14 protein-coding genes are annotated in these 18,308 nt (G+C 61.2%); 8 read left to right on the top strand and 6 right to left on the bottom strand.

Features of this window, described 5'->3' with window-relative positions; all coding sequences use genetic code 11:
- Positions 1–28: 28 nt before the first annotated feature.
- The 3 genes from Har1131_RS15485 to Har1131_RS15470 all read right to left on the bottom strand — a co-directional run bounded on the left by Har1131_RS15485 (position 29) and on the right by Har1131_RS15470 (position 5,483).
- The gene (locus Har1131_RS15485; protein WP_151147615.1) at positions 29–2,563 is read right to left on the bottom strand and encodes an FAD-dependent oxidoreductase; all 2,535 of its coding nucleotides are present in this window, start codon (positions 2,561–2,563) and stop codon (positions 29–31) included.
- Between the two features lie 920 nt (positions 2,564–3,483).
- The gene (locus Har1131_RS15475) at positions 3,484–4,794 is read right to left on the bottom strand and encodes a hypothetical protein (protein ID WP_175055172.1); all 1,311 of its coding nucleotides are present in this window, start codon (positions 4,792–4,794) and stop codon (positions 3,484–3,486) included.
- Positions 4,791–5,483, bottom strand: coding sequence for a hypothetical protein (locus tag Har1131_RS15470; protein WP_225308136.1), 693 nt, complete (start codon positions 5,481–5,483; stop codon positions 4,791–4,793). The genes Har1131_RS15475 and Har1131_RS15470 overlap by 4 nt, the downstream gene beginning before the upstream one ends.
- Before the next feature lie 309 nt (positions 5,484–5,792).
- On the opposite strand from Har1131_RS15470, the gene rdfA reads away from it, so the two are divergent.
- Positions 5,793–6,389, top strand: a complete 597-nt coding sequence (gene rdfA, locus Har1131_RS15465) for a rod-determining factor RdfA (RefSeq protein WP_014031168.1) — start codon at positions 5,793–5,795, stop codon at positions 6,387–6,389.
- A 40-nt stretch (positions 6,390–6,429) separates the two neighbouring features.
- Here rdfA and Har1131_RS15460 read toward each other — a convergent pair whose 3' ends face one another.
- The gene (locus tag Har1131_RS15460) at positions 6,430–8,388 is read right to left on the bottom strand and encodes an archaea-specific SMC-related protein (RefSeq protein WP_050038316.1); all 1,959 of its coding nucleotides are present in this window, start codon (positions 8,386–8,388) and stop codon (positions 6,430–6,432) included.
- Between the two features lie 244 nt (positions 8,389–8,632).
- Here Har1131_RS15460 and Har1131_RS15455 point away from each other — a divergent pair, with 244 nt between their 5' ends.
- The 5 genes from Har1131_RS15455 to Har1131_RS15435 are packed head-to-tail and all read left to right on the top strand — an operon-like array spanning position 8,633 to position 12,656.
- Positions 8,633–9,772, top strand: a complete 1,140-nt coding sequence (locus Har1131_RS15455) for a PTS fructose transporter subunit IIC (protein ID WP_014031166.1) — start codon at positions 8,633–8,635, stop codon at positions 9,770–9,772.
- 14 nt (positions 9,773–9,786) lie between these two features.
- The gene (locus tag Har1131_RS15450) at positions 9,787–10,263 is read left to right on the top strand and encodes a PTS sugar transporter subunit IIA (protein ID WP_014031165.1); all 477 of its coding nucleotides are present in this window, start codon (positions 9,787–9,789) and stop codon (positions 10,261–10,263) included.
- Positions 10,260–10,547: an HPr family phosphocarrier protein gene (locus Har1131_RS15445; protein WP_050006938.1), complete on the top strand. Its 288-nt coding sequence runs from the start codon at positions 10,260–10,262 to the stop codon at positions 10,545–10,547. The genes Har1131_RS15450 and Har1131_RS15445 overlap by 4 nt, the downstream gene beginning before the upstream one ends.
- The gene (ptsP, locus tag Har1131_RS15440; protein ID WP_151147326.1) at positions 10,540–12,225 is read left to right on the top strand and encodes a phosphoenolpyruvate--protein phosphotransferase; all 1,686 of its coding nucleotides are present in this window, start codon (positions 10,540–10,542) and stop codon (positions 12,223–12,225) included. Before Har1131_RS15445 ends, ptsP begins: the two co-directional genes overlap by 8 nt.
- Positions 12,222–12,656, top strand: a complete 435-nt coding sequence (locus Har1131_RS15435; RefSeq protein ID WP_014031163.1) for a PTS fructose transporter subunit IIB — start codon at positions 12,222–12,224, stop codon at positions 12,654–12,656. The genes ptsP and Har1131_RS15435 overlap by 4 nt, the downstream gene beginning before the upstream one ends.
- A gap of 53 nt (positions 12,657–12,709) precedes the next feature.
- On the opposite strand, the gene Har1131_RS15430 is transcribed toward Har1131_RS15435, so the two are convergent.
- Entirely contained in the window at positions 12,710–13,471 is a 762-nt protein-coding gene (locus tag Har1131_RS15430; RefSeq protein ID WP_014031162.1) for a glycosyltransferase family 2 protein, read from the bottom strand.
- 327 nt (positions 13,472–13,798) lie between these two features.
- On the opposite strand from Har1131_RS15430, the gene Har1131_RS15425 reads away from it, so the two are divergent.
- Together Har1131_RS15425 and Har1131_RS15420 are read left to right on the top strand one after the other, a co-directional pair.
- Positions 13,799–15,115 (top strand): glycosyltransferase family 4 protein, encoded by a 1,317-nt coding sequence (locus tag Har1131_RS15425; protein ID WP_146417784.1) that lies wholly within the window; start codon positions 13,799–13,801, stop codon positions 15,113–15,115.
- Positions 15,108–17,030 carry an alginate lyase family protein gene (locus tag Har1131_RS15420; protein WP_225308135.1) on the top strand — a complete coding sequence of 641 codons (1,923 nt, stop codon included), beginning with the start codon at positions 15,108–15,110 and terminating at the stop codon, positions 17,028–17,030. The genes Har1131_RS15425 and Har1131_RS15420 overlap by 8 nt, the downstream gene beginning before the upstream one ends.
- Positions 17,031–17,108: 78 nt before the next feature.
- Here Har1131_RS15420 and Har1131_RS15415 read toward each other — a convergent pair whose 3' ends face one another.
- Positions 17,109–18,308, bottom strand: coding sequence for a glycosyltransferase family 4 protein (locus Har1131_RS15415; RefSeq protein WP_014031159.1), 1,200 nt, complete (start codon positions 18,306–18,308; stop codon positions 17,109–17,111).

Here is an 18,308-nt window from a genome sequence, read left to right as displayed (position 1 = left end):
TTCGATTGCAGTCGGTTCACTGGCTGTGCTAGCTCCTGATGCGCTCGTTCTCCGGGTTGAACAGGGGCCGGCTCCCGACGACCTCGACGGTCACCGGATACTGCTGGCCCATGTACTCGACCTGGAGGCTCTGCCCTTCCTCGGCGTGGGACTGCGGGAGGTACGCCATGAGGAGGTGCTTGCCAACGCTCGGGCCGGTCCCGGCGCTGGTGACGTACGACCGACGACCCTCGTCGTCGACCAGAACGTCCCCGTTCTCATCGAGGACCGGTTCGTTCCCGAGCATGAAGCGGCGCTCGCCGCCCTCTGGCGCGTGGTCGTCAACGGACAGCGTACATAGCGTGGCCGTATTCTCCTCGTCGATAGCCTCTGCGTAGGCTTCCTTCCCGATGAAATCGGCGTCCTTGACACTGTGGAAGGTCAGCCCCGCTTCCGCCGGGTTGTACTCCAGTTCGAGTTCGTGCCCGAACAGCCGGTACCCCTTCTCCAGGCGGCCGGTCGTCCCGTAGACGCCCATGCCGGCCGGCCGGACATTGTGGTCCTGGCCGGCCTCCCAGAGCACGTCCCAGAGCCGGCGGCCCTGACCCATCGGAGCGTAGATCTCCCAGCCCTGCTCGCCGATGTAGGAGAGCCGCATCGCCCACGCGTCTACCTCGCCGACCGTGATTTCCTGTGCCGTGTACGGCTCGAACGCGTCGTGGGACATGTCTTCCTCGGTGACGCCCTCCACCATATCGCGGGCGTTCGGTCCCCAGACGCCCAGCGTGCACAGCGACTCGGAGCGGTCGATCATCGTCACGTCGGCGTCGTCCGGGATGTGGCCGCCGAACCAGGCCCGGTCGGACCCGCCCGCCGCGCCGCCGGTGACGACTCGGTAGTGCTTGGGGCCGAGTCGGGCGATTGTCAGGTCCGAAACGAAGCCGCCGTTTTCGGCGAGAATCGGCGTGTACACGGTCTTGCCGACGTCGACGTCGATGCGGCCCACGGCCATCCGTTCGAGGTAGTCGACGACGTCCGACCCGCGGAAGTCGAAGATGCTGAAGCCCATATCGCCGATCATCGAGACGTGCTCGCGGGTGTGGAGATGTTCCGCGAGGATAATCGGCGACCACCACCGCGAATCCCACTCGTTGGGCCGCTGGAACTCGGCGAGTTCGTCCTCGTACCGGCCCAGTAGATCGCTGTTCGATTCGTACCACTGCGGCCGTTCCCAGCCCGCGGCCTCGAAGAACTCCGCGTCGAGGCCGGCCTGCTTCTCGTAGAACGGGCTCGTCCGGAGTTCCCGCGCCGACTGGTACTGTTCGGCCGGGTGGACGATGTCGTATATCTTCTGGAACCCTTCGCTGGCCCGGTCCTTGACGAACGAGCGGGAGGTCCCGTACTCGTAGAACCGGTTCACGTCGGCCCCGTGGAGGTCGATATCCGACCAGCCACGCGTCATCCACTGGGCAACCGCCTCGCCGATGGCCGGGGCTTCTTTGATCCAGATTGCGGCACACGACCAGAGCCCGTCAACGTCCTGCAGTGGGCCCAGAAGCGGTGCACCGTCTGGCGTCTGCGAAAGTAGGCCGTCGATTTCGTGGCGGATGCCGGCCTCGGGGTCGTCGAGGAGTTCCGGGACGATCTCCAGCGCGTCGGCCATCGACTGCTCGAAGGCGTCGTCGGTCAGCGGCGGCTGGGTCGGCGACAGCGGCGCTTCGTCGATGGACGGGATGTCCTCGACGTCCCAGAGTATCGGCCGGTGTTGATACGACCCGACTTCGAGGTCGTTCCCGTGCTGGCGCTCGTACATCTGGGTGTCCATGTCGCGGACGACCGGGAACGAGATTTCGCCCTCGTAATCCTCGAAGAAGGAGATCGGACCGACGCTGACCATCTGGTGCACCGCCGGCGTCAGCGGGATCTCGACGCCGGCCATCTCGGCGAGCTTCGGGCTCCAGAGCCCGGCCGCGATGACCACCTCGTCGGCCGTGATGGTCCCGCGGTCGGTCTCGACCGCCTGTATCGACCCGTCTTCGACGTGAAGGTCGAGCACTTCGGTGTTGGGCGAGACGTGCAGGCCACCCTCGGTGTACTCGTCCGCCCGCGCTCGCATCACTTCACCGGCCCGGAGCGGGTCACACGTCCCGGCGCCGGTGCTGTAAAACCCTGCCTTGACGAGGTCAGTGTTGACGTAGGGTACGAGCGCTTCGACTTCCTCGGGGGTCAACAGCTCCGCCGGTTCGCCCCACGCCTTCGCCGACTGGATTCGGCGTTTCAGTTCCTCGACCCGTGCCTCGGTGCGTGCCACTTCGATACCGCCGCTGTTGGTGAACGTGTCCATGTCCCGGTACTGCTCGATACTCCGTCGGGTGAGGTGGGTCATCTCCTTCGAGTGTTCCACCGGCATCAGGAAGTTCGAGGCGTGACCCGTCGAGCCACCGGGGTCGGGCAACGGCCCCTTGTCCAGAATCGCGATGTCTTCTCGCCCCATCCGGGCGAGATGGTACGCGAGACTGTTTCCGACGATACCGCCACCGATGAGTACTGTCTTCGCCGCTGACGGCAGCGAGTTCGAACTCATCGCGGTCTCACCCGTATGCTGGCGGACCGAACTGTACTCTCGCCGCTCGTGGTGATAGCTCTCAACATCATCCGTTTTGAGGGTGGCCTCTTTCCGGAAAGAAGCAGGGGCCACAGTTCTGCGGTGATTTATATATATGTATATATCTGGGACGCAGACCGCCGGAAATCGTTCGTTGTTCAGGGAGTCAGCAGCTATAAACCCCTGTTTCTGTTCGGTAGTCGCGTCGACGGGGCCACGCTGACGTTTCAGAGTCGGAGGGACGGGCAGAATACTCATTCTGTAAAAAAACCAATGGTATGAGTTTTGTGCCGTCCGTTGGAATGGTTCCGACGCGCTCTCTGGTCGTCGTCTCGGTCTCCGGATCGAAGGTACGCATGACCGGTTTCGACCCGGCCTGAGAGTCCTCCGTCAGTTGGGTCGCAGTATCGTATTGATGTGCAGGCTCCTGTTCCCGGGAATCCATTACAGCCAAACGGGATGACGTGACGTACCACGCCGCTGTCCTCACTACCCCGTGCTCGAATGACAACGGTAACGTCATGATTTCACGCCAAGAGAGATCACCGACTGTTACTGTCGTGTATTATACCCGCTGAGTAATACCAAGAGAGCAGGCCGAAGGCATTGCCTGAACCTTGAGAGTCCGCTCTGTCACCGGTCTCCCGACATCACTCGCGCTGATAGCGGTGGGTGCTGCTTCGGTCCCGATTTCTATAGGGCGGTGCAGTTCAGGAATAGCGACAGCCCATTCGATGTCGGGCTGGCCGTCCACGGGGCCGAGAATAACAATCGTACCAACATTAGCTCACAGAGCCTATCAGTATCAGAGGGATGTTGTGAAGAAGGAACTACATAACAGTGTGGCGGCGCGTGGTCGACGATCGCCGAAGCAGTTGTGTCGCTGTTGTCGTGCCGTTTCAGTCGGCCTGCAGCGCCCGGACTGTTTGGTGCGTCGCTGCCGACACTGAACGGGCGAGTGCCGTCGCGTGCCAGTAGTCCGCAACGCTTCTATCGAGCGTGGTGGCCGATATCTCTCCTTGATGATGTGTTAACTCACGGTCAGCGGCCATGACCTTGTGGCCGGCGTCGACGAGAACTGTCCGGGCCAGTGCTGACCGTGAAGTCGATTCAAGGGCCGCGGTGAGTGCACCGTACGCGGTCTGTCTGATGTCTCGAACCGTTTTCGCATCCGATGGCCGAGCGAGTTCGTCCGCCTCCCGACGTGACTGAATGCGGTCAAGCGCTCGGAACCGGGCGATCTGGCTGTTCGCATCGACAACAGCGCTCGCGGGTCCGACGGCATCAGTGAGGCGGCTGAGACCGCTCTCCACCTCCCAGCGGAGTTCGTCCACAACCATCTGTCCCGGAGATCGCTCGTCAGCGGCCGTTTCCGGCGGCAGGTCCGCCTGCCTGTCGCGGATGTCCACAAGCAGTGTTTCTGCTGCATCTGTCAGCGTCGGCCTGACTGTCCCAGCATCGGATGGAAGCGAAGCAGCGAACCGCGCCCGCAGGTGGCGAGCGTCGTCGAGATACGCCTGTGCCGACTCGGCCGTCTCACCCCATTCGGCGACCGACAGTAACTCCGACTCTTCTCTGGGTAGGACGTCCATGTCACTGGCCCGCTCCAGTCCCGTCTCGATACGGGCGTGGACTAGCGCCGCGCGCACCGGGTCAATCCCGATGTAGTCATGCTTCTGCCGGGTTTCGTGGGCCGCAGACACGGTCCTTTCGTGCTCGTTTCGGAGCGGAGCAGCGGTACGGCCACTCTCGACAACACTCCACCCCGCAGCGGCGTAGCGGGCGTTTTCGCGAGCGCGACGCAACGACCGGAGCGCCATCAACCCGGTTCGGGCCGTCCGCGCATCGTCGAGGCCGTCTGAGGCGTTACTGGCGGCATCTGTCAGGTGCTGTCGGATGTGACCGTTCGGGATTTCTTCGGGGCCCAACGGTGTGGGAAGCGTCGCCAGCAGCGAGCGTATCCGCTCCCTCGCGGCGTCGAAATGCTCCGCTGTGATGTCGACCGGGATCGAAGGAGAGACAGGGGATTCTCGCTCTTCGTCGCGCGGGACATCGGGCAGATTGTAGGCATCGATAGTTGCCTCGCGTTCCCCACCCAGACTGTCGATACTGCTACAACCAGCGATAGCACTGGCCCCAACCAGGGCGAGCACACCACGGCGGGTCATCCGACCGGACTCCCCGCCCGTCGCGGACGTGTCGTCGGTCATGCCTGCTCACCACCAGTCTGGGTTCGGCGGTCGCTATCCGAGGCTGACCCGCCCCCGCCCTCGCCCTCGGCATCGACTCGCTGGCTGTCACAGGCGCTCCCACCGATGGAGGAGGAGTAACTGGAGATGTCGTCGGCGTTGACTGTATCGGGAATCCGGATGAACCACACCGCGTACACCTTGTTGCCTGCTGTGCACGGTTCGTCGTAGGGGCGACTCACTCGGCCGTAGTCGGTCGAGACGCTGTTCGTCGTCCAGCTGACCTGACAGAGCGTTAGTCGAAAGCACTCCTCGACCATCACGTTCTGGACGTAGACGGTTTCCGTGTCGAAGTCAGTCTCGTCGAGGAAGGTTTCGACCAGCGAACTGTCCACGTCTCCGGCGACGGCGAGCCGGTCCGCTTTAGATTCCGTATCGATAATCTTGGACTCCAATCGATGGGAATGCTGGCTTTCGGTTGGCCGACCGTCTCCATCGTCGAGCCAGACAGGCTGCCGGTCGGCGTCAACGCGTGTGACAACTGCCGCCGGGTCGGACTCCATGCCAGCTCTCGGAGCGGTCGAGCCATCGTTTTCGGAAGCGGTGCGTGTTGATTCGTCGCTGCCCTCGAACATTCCACTACAGCCGGCCAGCATCGTCGCTAGCCCGCATGCGCTGTGGAGGAGGGTACGTCGAGTGGAGGGGACCATCGTGTAATTTCCCGCTTGTAATGTCAGGTATAAAATTCTCGTGGTAGATGGACGTTACCGAGAGCGTACCAGACATCCCGAAGAATAGATCGAGGAGCGACTTTCTATCGTATTCGGTACTTGTATATCTGCGAATTCAGGCCTTATGTAACTATATTCGGCTCTATTGGCTTATATTATACACATCCGCGGTCAAATACATCCCTGTGAGTGATGTCTTCTGGAACCAAGAAGTATGGCTGCTAAGTGGTGGAGAGACGCAGATATCGCAACAAAACGGCTAAACCGGATCGACGCGTTCTGGCGATAATGGGGTCAGCGCAGTCGAAAGTCGCACAGTTGATCGAAACGTATGGACTGACGTCGATGGGAACGGAACTGGAGCACGCGTGGCTCGGGAAGAATAGGGAACGGCAGAGTCTCCGTGACCTCGCTGATCGGTTCAATCAAGCGCTGCTTGTGGCTGCAATCCGCAATTCGGGCATGGACGTCATCGACGGCGAACCGGCGAACTTCTATCGACTCCTGACGGACGACGACGTCAGTGCGGGCAAACGGATCGAAGCGCGGAACCGACTCGAACGGGCAGGTATCGACGTCGATACGCTGGAAAGCCAGTTCGTCACGTATCAGGCGATTCGGTACTATCTCACAGAGGTTCGTGATGTGAGCTACGAGCCTGAATCCGAAACTGAACAGGTCGAGCAGGAACGCGGGACAATAGACCGCCTCCGCAGCCGCGTCGAGACAATCGTCCGGGACACGGTCGACCGACTGAACACCGCTGACAAACTCACTGTCGGCGAGTACCGAGTGTTCGTGAGCATCGATATTCGCTGTCAGGACTGCGGGACACGCTACGGCATCAGTGACCTTCTCGACCGCGGCGGCTGTGACTGTGAGTGAGCGCTCAGTAGATTCGGTCTTTGGGGGGACCACAACAGGATCAGATATCCGTAATCCGGTTGTAACTATCCGGAAGCGCCTGCGCGTCCTCGGGGAGCAACGCGACGACGAGATAGGTGGGGTACTCCGCGAAGTACTCGACGAGCGAGGCGATGCGCTCCGCATCGATGGCTTCCAGTGAGTCAAGCAGCATGAACGGGACGTCCTCGTACACGTCGTGGACGAGGTAGCCGGCGAGTGCGAACACGAGCCCGGTCACTTCCCGCTCACTCTCGCTCAGATGGCCGACAGTGTCTTCGTAGACAGTTCCACCGTCGGTACTCCTGACGACGTGGAGCGTGAACGTCGATCCAGTGACGCTGTCGTCGCTGTTATGGACCGGGTCATCGGGCGTGTCGGTCCGTTCGAGCCAGATCCGTTCGATGTTGCCGTAGCCGAGAATATCGAGCAGGTCGTCCATCTTCTCGTTGAACTGGTCGGTCGCCTCGGCTTCGAGGCGGTCGATACGTGACCGGAGGTCGATCAGCTCGTCAACCACGTCTTCCCGTTGGGCAGCCAGTTCGTCGTTTCGGCGGATGTCCGACTCGATGTCGGCGATCTCCTCGCGTACCTCGTCTCGTTCGGATTCGAGCCGGTCCAGTTCCAGCTCCAGTTCGTTCGCTTTCGTATGGAGTTCGAGCACTTCGTCGAACTCTTCGGTTCGGAGCGAGGTGACCCGCTCCTCGAGTTCCTCGACGCGGGCGGAGAGGTTGTTGCGTCGCTCTCGGAGGTCGACAACAGTCGTCTGCCGGCGCTCGATTTCGGCGTCGACCTCCTCAATCGTGGCGGTGAGTTCTCGCGCTCGCGTGCGCGTCTCCGCAATTTCGTCACGTCGGTCGGTCAGTTCGTCGAGTTCATCGTCGATATCGTCGATCTCCGTGACCGTCTCCTGAAGGTGGTCACGCATACTCTGGAGCGTCGACTCGATACGGTCCGGTTTCACTCGCGAGCCACAGGTCCAGCAGGTCGTCTTTGACCCCTTATACAGCTGGTCCGTGATGTCACCCACACTTTCTGGCTTTGCGTCGATAGCGTCGGTTATCTCCCGGTGCTCGCCGGACAGCAGTTCCTCGTTGAACCCGACGACGTTCTGCAGTCGGGTGGTGTACTCTGAGAGCTCTCGTTTGCGCTCTCGAAGCCGGTCGATGTCCGATTCGAGCGCTTCGAGTCGCTCGTCCGGCGATTCCGGAAGCCCGGATCGTTCGACCGCGAGGCTCCCTCGCTCGTCGCGCAGTGCCGCGATACTCTCCTGTTCTGACTGGATATCGTTTCGCACACGTTTCAGTTCGGATCGAGTCGCCTGGAGTTCATCGAGGGCCGTTTCGAGTTCGTCCCTGTTTTCCTGGGTCGTCTGGAAATCCACGTCCCGCTCGTCGATTCGGTCCTCCACGCGCTGGAGTTTGTCTCTGGTCTCAGTGATCTCGTCGCGCAGAGTTGCCTGTTGCCGTTCGAGATCCGGGAGGTCACGCTTGAGCGACGCGATACGATCGAGTTCCGCATCGATCTCTTCCTTGCGCTGTTCGGCCGCACGTATCTGTCGGTGGATCGACGCCACGTCGACGGGCCGCATAATGATCTCGCGAAGGTCCTCACCCCGCTCGACGGCTCGTCTGGCCTCGTTGTCTTCGAGCAGGAACGCGAACAGATCCGCAACCGTCAGGTCAGTGAGCAGGCCGAGGCCCGACCCGGTAACCCCGTTGTCCGTTCTGGTCAGTGTTTGGGTGTACGTCTCCTCCCCCAGTGAGAGTTCGACGTGCCCCTGGTCGGCGTCACCTTTGATGCTCGCCCACTCGCTCCCGTGAGCGGACATCACCGCCTGTAGAAACGATGTCCGATTAGTCGCGTTCCGGCCTCGGAGCACAGTCACCCCTGGTGGGACCTCGACTGTCGTCTCGTCGATCCCCCCGATTTTTTCGACGGTGAACGTAGCCACCTCCCCAGATACCGAGAGTGAACCCATATTTCGGTGTGTGCGAGTGACGGATATAAGCACTATGGCGCGTGTGGCACCACACATTCCGATTTCTATCCCAGTAGTTGCCTGCGGCTAACAAGCATATGTCTGTTATTCCAACGGATTCGCGGATCTAGTTCCGTGCAGAAACAATCGCCTAAATCCAGATAGCAAACAATTTCGGTAAATAACACTCTCAAACGTGTACCTTTATATTACACAATGGGCGTAGCTGTCGGTGTCGTTGACCATGACAGATCAAGACCGGGCCGAGAGTGCGCTTCGCGCCCACGTAACCTCCGTCAAGGAGGACCTGATGACGGGCGTATCGTTCATGATCCCCTTCGTGACTATCGGGGGTATCTTCCTCGCCGTCGCGTACGCGATAGGGGACACACAGACAGTGTTCGAGAACACCGGCTCGGCAGGCTGGTTCCTAGCACAGGTCGGTACCGCCGGGCTGACGATTATGGTTCCGATTCTCGGCGGATACATCGCGTATGCCATCGCCGACCGTCCGGGACTCGCCCCGGGATTCCTGCTGGCATACATTCTCCAGCAAGGGAACGTCGTCGCCGAAGCGGCGACAGTAATCGGTATCTCCGGCGGCGAAGCCGGTGCCGGCTATCTCGGCGCAATCGTCGCTGGGCTGCTGGCCGGGTACGTCGCGCGTTTCTTCAAGAACCTCGACGTCCCCGAGTTCATCCAGCCGATGATGCCGGTACTGCTGATCCCTGTCGCGACAATGGCGGTTCTAACGCCCATCATGCTGTTCGTGCTGGGCGTCCCTGTCGCACTCGCCAACGAAGCCCTGACCTCTTTCCTGCAGTCGATGCAGGGCGGCCAGGCTATCGTCGTCGGCCTCATCCTCGGCGGGATGATGGCCTTCGACATGGGTGGTCCCGTTAACAAGGTCGCTTACGTGTTCGCGACTGGGCTCATCACGGAGGAGATCTACGCACCGATGGCCGCGGTGATGATCGGCGGGATGGTTCCGCCGATCGGCCTCGCGCTCTCAAACTTTATTGCACCGCACAAGTACGCGGCCGAGATGTACGAGAACGGAAAAAGCGGTGTCGTGCTCGGCCTGTCGTTCATCACCGAGGGCGCGATTCCGTACGCAGCCGCGGACCCGCTGCGCGTCATCCCGGCTATTGTGGCCGGTAGCGCTGTCGGCGGCGCGACCTCGATGGCCCTCGGCGTCACGATGCCCGCACCCCACGGCGGTATCTTCGTGGTCCTGCTTTCGAACCAGCCACTCGCATTCCTGGGCAGCATCCTTCTGGGCTCACTCGTGACGGCCGTCGTCGCGACGGTGATCAAACCGGACTTCGAAGACCGTATCGACGCCGGGGCGGAGACGAGCACCACGCAACCGACGGACGACTAACTACGGAGACTACAATGACAGACGCAATCGCAGCGGACGACATCGAAGAACTGATTCCGGCCAGCCACATTTCGCTGTCCGAGCCACCAGCCGAAAAGGAAGCGTGTATCGAGTTCTTGCTCGACCTACTAGTCGACGGCGGCAAGGTCGAGGACCGCGACCGCGCACTCGACGCGCTGCTGGAACGCGAATCGGAGACCACTACGGGCGTCGGCATGGGGATCGGGATTCCACACGCGAAGACTGACGCTGTGAACCGCCCGTCACTGGCATTTGCTCACTCCGAAGAAGGCGTCGACTTCGGCTCGATGGACGGCGAGCCGGCGACGCTCATCTTCATGATTCTCGTCCCGGAGGCCGGCGGCGAGGAGCACCTCAACATTCTCAGTTCCCTCTCGCGGGCCCTGATGCATGACGACGTTCGGGACCGACTCCACGAGGCAGAGGACGAGACGACCGTTCAGGACGCACTCCGGGAGGCAATCGCATGACGGTCGTGCGCACTGTGACGATTGTTCCGGAGGCTGGCCTGCACGCTCGGCCGGCGTCGGCGTTCGTCCAGGCGGTCAACGACCACGAGGCCGAGGTCTCGGCCGGTCGTCCGGACGGTGACTTGGTTCAGGCGGCGAGTATGATCGCAGTCACCAGCCTCGGCGTCGGACAGGACGACGACATCAAACTGGTCGCCGACGGGCCGGATGCAGAAGCAGTGCTCGACGAACTGGAGCGGATACTGACAACGCCAGAGGCGGAACTGGACACTGACGATGGCTGAACGCACGCTTCACGGTACCGGTGCGACGCCGCGCTCCGGCGTCGGGTCGGTTGTCTGGTACGGCCGAGACATCTCGCTCCTGGACCCGGACGGCGTGGAAGTCGATCCCGAGACTGAAATCGAGCGGTTCGCCGACGCCGTCGACACCGCCCGCACCGAACTGGAGTCCGAGCGCGAGGCGACTGCCGAACGCGTCGGCGAAGACGAGGCCGCGGTGTTCGACGCGCACATCCAGTTCCTCGAAGACCCGACTATCGAGGACGCCGTCGAGACGATGGTCGGCAACGGGCTCCCTGCACCGAACGCCGTCGACGCCGCGTTCGGCGAACACATCGAGCAGTTCGAGGGGATGGACGGCCGAATGGCCGAGCGCGCGGACGACCTTCGCGACGTTCGTGACCGACTCCTCCGGCTGCTGACGGACGGGGAGCGGGTCGATCTCGGTGACCTACCAGAGGGAAGCGTCGTCCTCGCCGAGCGGCTGACCCCCAGCGACACGGCACAGCTCGACCCGGAACGCGTCGCCGGATTCGCCACGGTCACCGGCGGCCGAACATCCCATGCGGCGATTTTCGCCCGTTCGCTGGCCCTGCCGGCGGTCGTCGGTATCGGCGAGACGCTCGAATCCGTCGAGGGAGGGACAGAAGTCGTGGTCGACGGCGACGACGGGACGCTGTTGGTCGGTCCCGACGACGACGAGCGAGAGGCCGCAGCGAGCGGGTCTGGGGCAGCTATCGTCGACGAGTCCGTCGAAACCACCGACGGGAAACACATCGAGGTCGCGGCGAACATCGGACAGCCAGCGGAACTGGACCCCGCAGCACAACGGGGTGCCGACGGCGTTGGCCTCTACCGCACTGAGTTCCTCTTCCTCGACCGGGAGACGCCGCCGTCCGAAGACGAGCAGTACGAGGCCGTCCGCGAGGTGCTCGACACGTTTCCGGACGGCCGCGTCGTCGTCCGGACGCTGGACATCGGCGGCGACAAGCGAATCCCCTACCTCGACCTGCCGGCGGAGGAAAACCCCTTCCTCGGGGAGCGCGGCATCCGGCGCTCGCTCGACCCCGACTCGGATCTGTTCGCCACACAGCTCCGTGCGCTGCTGCGCGCCGCTGCGGACGGGGCTGGAGACCTCGCCATCATGTTCCCGCTGGTCGCCACCGTCGAGGAACTCGACGGGGCACTCGATGCGCTGGACGCAGCGGCGGCCGACCTCGAAGGCCGTGAAACCGAGGTCGCTGACCCCGAAGTCGGCGTGATGATCGAGACGCCAAGCGCCGTGTTCATGGCCGAGGAACTCGCCGCACGCGTCGATTTCCTCTCCATCGGGACGAACGACCTCACGCAGTACGTCATGGCCGCCGACCGCGAGAACGAGCGCGTCGGCGACCTGCACGACCCCACGCATCCGGGCGTCCTCCGCGCAATTCGTCAAACAGTCAAGTCGGCCCACGACGAGGACGCCTGGGTCGGGATGTGCGGCGAGATGGCCGGCGACCCGGACCTGACGGAACTGCTCGTCGGCCTCGGCCTGGACGAACTCAGCATGAGCGCCGTGACGATTCCGGAAGTCAAGACGGCCGTCAGCGAAACCGAGCACAGTGCCGCGAGCGAGCGCGCAGACCGCGCCCGACTCGCCGCAACGCGCAGCGAAGTTCACGACACACTAGAACTATGAAACTCGTCGCAGTCACCTCCTGCCCGACTGGGATCGCACACAGTCAGATGGCAGCCGAGAACCTCGAACAGACAGCCGAAGAACTGGGCCACGAAATCAAAGTGGAAGTCCAGGGCGCGATGGGGGCTGAAAACGAGCTCTCCGAAGCGGACATCGAGTCCGCCGACGCCGCCATCATCGCCTCGGACACATCGGTCAGCCAGGACCGGTTCAGCAATATTCCGCTGATCAAAGGCACTGTTAAAGACGCCGTTAACGACGCCGAAGGGATGATCGCTGACGCCATCGAGGCCGCCGACGGCGACGTGCCGGACACCGAAGTCGACTCCGACGGGACCGAGTCCACGGAGACGGGGTCCGACCAGCAGCGCCGCCGCGGCGGTGACCGCTCGAAGAGCCTCGTCGCTCGGCTGAAGCGACTGTTCAGTTGAGACGGTCCCACTGTCGTCTCTATCGTGGTTGGTTCCGGTCGCACGTCCCCGATCTAATCGGTCTCCGCTGTAGTCAGGTGGTCCGAACTCGCCAGTTCATACGTCAGGTAACCGTGGAGCATCCCGATATTGCTCACGACCTGTCCGACGGTGCTGATAATCGATTTCGACACGGTTGAGTCGAGATAATATGTCGGTATCAGTATGAATCTCATAATCCGCCTCGGAACGTTTTCGCCTCTGATCTTGTAGTACGGAATGGACTCTTTACCGTGCCGGTATTGTTTTTCTAAATAGTCCGGAATGGATTCGGCGAACGGGTGTTCGACCAGCAGATCGGGCGAGTACCACACGGTGTAGGATTCGAAAACACGATCTATCAGTTCAACCTCTTCATGCCCGTACGGGAGACGTTCGTCAAACCCACCGACATCTTCCAGCACATCGCGGCGAATCGCCATATTACAGCCGACGACTGTGTCAGTAACGTGTCCATTATCTCCCTGATCGTATTGGCCAGACAGGCCGCGTGTGTATGGGGATCCGGTGTCGTGGATACGACCGGTAACAGCCGGATATTCGTCCAACAGCTCGGAAACGCGGTCGAAGTACTCGCCTTTCGGGACTGAGTCGTCGTCGAGAAAGACTAGTTTCTCCCCGTTCGCCTCACGGATCCCCTTGTTTCTCGCTGCTGCAGCACTGCCTTCGGTACAGACGAGGATCTCGCCCTCGACAGCGGCGTCCACCAACTTCTCTTCCCAACTGAACTCTATGTTGGGGTCCAGCGTAGGGATGATGATAGATAGTTCCGGCATTTTTGACACACTTGTATATCCAATACCTTGGTTAGCGACTCTAAATACATCGGCAGGCTGAATGGATGATATTTAGGGAGTGGATGAAATCTGTGCTGACCGTCGTCTCGAACTGTAGGCCGTAACTAACAAATTCAGTTCATTGAGAGGATACTGACAGATGTTTACGTATCGTCCCGGCCGGTGCCGTCTGCAACGATTTTTCCGCCATCAAACGCCAAAGCGAACTCCCGGCCAGAGGGATTCCCGAGGAGAGAGAGCTGATGGTAATGTGACGCATCGAGCCGTCCAAATCACCGTCGAGACGCTTTCTCGGAGGTAGTCCAGATGTCAGAGAGAACACGGCAGATCGGAATTATTTCCCAGCAGTATCCCCCCGACAAGAGCGGCCATGCTTCACGGATCCAGAACATGGCGACCAACCTCGATTCCCGGGGATGGGACGTTGAGGTGGTTGCACCACCGCCGTGTTTCCCACACGGTTCGTTCGACCGGGACTGGTACCGGTCGAAAGAGATTCGACAACAGGACGTGACAGTGCGCCGGCTCTGGGCCTGGCAACCGACCGAACCGAACCCGGGAATCGTGTCTAGGCTCGCCTACTATGTCACCTTTGCACTCCATGCGTTCCTGTGGCTCTTGATAACTCGGCGACGGTACGATGTCGTTATGACGACGACGCCGCCGATTTCGACCGGGCTTGCGGGTTTTGTCACGGTGCTTACGAACTCCCTCTGGGTGGTAGATGTCCGCGATCTCTGGATCGATGCGTCAGTGTCGCTGGGATTCATTCCCGAAGATGGGATCATAGAGCACGGCAGCCGGTATTTCCAGCGACAGGTCCTCCATACGTCGGATGCGATAGCAGTGACGACGGAGACATTAGGCGACCATCTCTGTGAGCAGTACGGTGCCGCGCTGTCTGAAAAGCTCCTGTTGGTTCCAAACGGCGTCGACATGGACCGCTTCGCTTCGACCAAATCGGGCGATTCGGTGGTGGACAGCGACGACCCGGCTATCGTCTACGTCGGTAATATCGGCCACGCACAGGCGCTCGATGAGTGTATCCGAGCGATGGGGCGGCTCGACAACGATGCGGAACTCTATTTGATCGGCAGCGGCGACGCAGTCCCGCACCTGCGGGAGGTCGTCACGGAGGCAGGCGTCGAAGACGCCGTTGAGTTCACCGGCCCGATACCTCACGAAGCGGTTCCAGCAGCACTCGACGACGCCGCCATCGGTATCGCGCCGCTACTCGACGACTCGGAACTCGACTACGCCATGCCGACGAAGGTGTACGAGTACATGGGCGCTGGACTACCAGTCGTTACGACTGGACAGGGTGAGCTCGAACGGTTCATCGAGCAGTCCGGCGGTGGTATTCACACTACGCCTGATCCCGGCGGTATCGCAACTGCGTTTGACAGCTTACTCGCCTCAGAAGCCAAGCGCCGCGAACGGGGGCAATCCGGGCAAGACTACGTCAGTCCGACCTACGACCGGAGCCATATCGCCGTCCGTTTCGATGACCAGATACGTCAGCTTATGGACGGTACGTCGACGGCTCCAGCTGGAGAATCGAACCGAACGGACATCGCGCTTGACCACGGAACGACAACCGACGCCGGACCACGGAATGAGTGATACGACGCTCACCGCGCTGTTGGACCGCGACCGAGTGCCGTTGCTGTATCACACTGCACGAAACATGCAGCCCCGGCAACTGGCCGGGATAGCGGAGCGAAAGCTCCGTCATCTCATCGTGCCAGCGGTTCCAGTCGATTTCGACGCTCGCTACGAGGGGTCGGTTCCGGCATCACTGTCCGGCGCACCCGATCCCGTTGCGAGAAACACTGCTTTGCTCCGTGACGCATTACCCTCGTCAGGACAAACCGATTTCCGCGAGTTGTCACAGGGCATCGCTGCCGGCGAAGTGACGTTCAGAAATCGGACAGTGACAGTCGAGTCCGCGTCCGGCGTCGACTGGGTGGGGGCTGGTGTGCCCGAACCGTCGACGCTGTGGGGGCTCCAGTTTCATGGATTCGCGTTCCTCATGTGGCCAGTGTTGGGGTATCAGTCGCCAACTGACTGCACCGCAGTCGAAGAAACCCTCGAACAATGGCTTCGTGATTGGGACAGATCGGGGTCAAACCGGATCGGTCAGCCGGCGTATTTGCGTCGCTCGTGGACGCCCCACGCGGTTTCGCTTCGGATCCTCAATCTGGTCAGATTCTATGCCTGGGCTGAGGACGTGCTTGAACCGCCTCACTCGGCACGGCTCCGAAAGCTCGTTTACAAAAACGCCGCGTTCCTCTCGAATCACGTCGAACACGATATCGGCGGGAACCACCTCATCGAGAACGGTGCGGCGCTGGTCATGGCCGGTCTTTTTTTCCCCGAGTCCGGCCAGCAGTGGGTCAAACAGGGGCTAGATGTGCTCGTCGAAACGGCCGAACAGTTCCGTGCGGACGGCGGCCACTTCGAGCGCAGTCCGATGTACCACGCTGTGACGGTGACGCGGTATCTGACTGTCATCGACCTCCTGAAACGAGTCGGTCGGGAAATCCCTCCGGAGGTTCAGCGGGTCGCGACTGCGGGCGTTCGGTTCCTCCGTGACATGGAGCCACCCGACGGACGCCTACCACTCCTGAACGACTCGGTGTTCGGTCTTGCCTTGCCTCTGCAGAGCTGTCTCGCGTATGCCCGTGCAGTGGGCATTGAACCGACCGATGAGACCACATCCGCGCAGAACGCGCCCACTGCATCGGGGTACTACTGGCTCGGAACCGGTCGGAGCCGCCTCCTCGTCGACGGTGGTGCAATCGGCCCGCCGCATCTCCCCGCCCATTCGCACAACGACCACTTCGCTGTCCTCTGGTGGGCCGACGGGCAGCGGATCCTCACGGACACGGGAGTATTCGAGTACCTGCCAACGACGGAGCGCCAGTACTCACGGAGTGTCGAAGCGCATAATACGGTTCAATACGACGACGTAGAGCCCATTCAGACTGGGGGAAGCTACTTGTTCGGCCGTCGAATCGAACCGGAAGTCGCGTACGAGCACCGCGATGGTCTGACGTGCTTTGATGGCCACTATCGAACCGAGTCCTCGTCACAGCCACAGTACAGTCACCGCCGGCACATCTACGGATCTGACACGTGGTGGCTCGTCTGGGACACTGTCTCGGCCGAAAAATCCGCTCCGATACGGAGTCGATTGCACCTAGACCCGGCCGTCACTGTCCGGTCGACACCGTCCGACGGTCAGCAGCATCTGGTCGTCAGTTCCCTAGAGGGCGGTTCAGAGACCGGAATCGCACATATTTACCCGCTGGATACAGACCGAATTACCCGCGACCAGCGTCCGTACTATCCCGAGTTTGGACGCTCGATGCCACGGACGGGCATAACCCTTCGGACGGATGGCTCGGACGTTTCGTTTGGATTTCTCTTGAGCACGGACGATATTGATACGGTAGACGTAACCCGTGACGGAGACGAGGCAACGGGGGTTCAGGTGGGGACCGTGTTTCAGCCACTCACATCTATCGAGGACTGACACCGTCCGGTGTTCACACCTCTGTAATTCGTTTCGCTCTTCGCGTCCGAGTTTCCAGTATGGTCGTCTGGGTCGCTCTTATGTCTGCAGGCCCTTGCCTTCGAACTCCGCGTACAGTTCCCGAACGCGGGTAGCGTACCCGTCCCAGGTCCAGCCCTGATTGACGAGTCGCTGGTGGCCGTTCGACCCCAGTTCTGCTAACCGGTCAGAATCGGTGGTAAGCGACTCCAGTGCATCGGCAAGCGCGGTCGCATCGCGAGGCTGGATGAGTACGCCGGTCTCTCCGTCGACGACTTGCTCGGAAACACCACCGATATCCGTCCCTAACACGGCGGTTTCAGCCGCCATTGCCTCGTAGATAACTGTCGGTCGGCCTTCTGCGCGACTGGGTAACACTAACAGGTCAGCGACGGTCAGCCACCGGCGAAGCGCCAGCGATGTGATGCCCGTATAGACGTGGCGGCCACTGAAATCACTCTCTGCCAGCGCCGCTTGAAGTTCCGAGCGCTGTGCCCCACCGTGGCCGATGAAGACAAACTCGGTATCAGGAAGCGACAGTTCCGGGAGGACAGTCGTTACCTCCGGGATACCCTTTCGTTCGCAGAACTCGCCGACGAACAGTGCCACGGTGGCGTCAGCATCGATGCCCAGTTCCCTGCGGAGCTGTGACTCCTGGTCAGTGGGATAGCGCTCAGGGGTTGCGCCGATAGGGACGGTCTCGACTTTCTCTGAAGAGACGTGGGAGCGAGCGGTATCAGCGAGTGCATCACTCACACACAGCACTTTTGAGCACGCCGTGAGCGTTTCGTCGACCCGTGACCGGACACCCCGAGCGAGGTCTTCGTAGTTGTTCATGAAATGACCGTGTGAAACGACAAACAGCGGAACATCGTGGTTACGACAGTACGGCAGTAACCCGTACCCGTCAAGGTAGATGTGACACGCCTGAACGAGGTCGGGCTCCTCAAACGTTTCATCAACGTATTCCGAGACTCGCTTTGCGAACGAATCGCCCGAGAGGCCGTAGAACAGTCGCTTTGGGAGGAGGTACCAGAACCGGGGGTGGTGCACGTCGTATCCGTCCCACTCCTCGACAGATGGCAACATGTTGTACTCCGATTTCGGGCCAACAGGCGGTGCAAAAGGCCGCGGCGCAACTGCGTCCACGGACAGTCCACTGTCCTGCAATGAGCGGATAATTCGATGGTTGAAAAGGCCGATATACGGATTGATACTGTCGGGATGATTAACAGCACTAGCCAGAACCCGTGACACCAT

It is taken from the genome of Haloarcula sp. CBA1131, from assembly GCF_008728975.1.
Taxonomy (GTDB): Archaea; Halobacteriota; Halobacteria; order Halobacteriales; family Haloarculaceae; genus Haloarcula; species Haloarcula hispanica.
The sequence above is the reverse complement of the archived record's forward strand: the minus strand, read 5'-3'. Positions and strand labels throughout refer to the sequence as shown.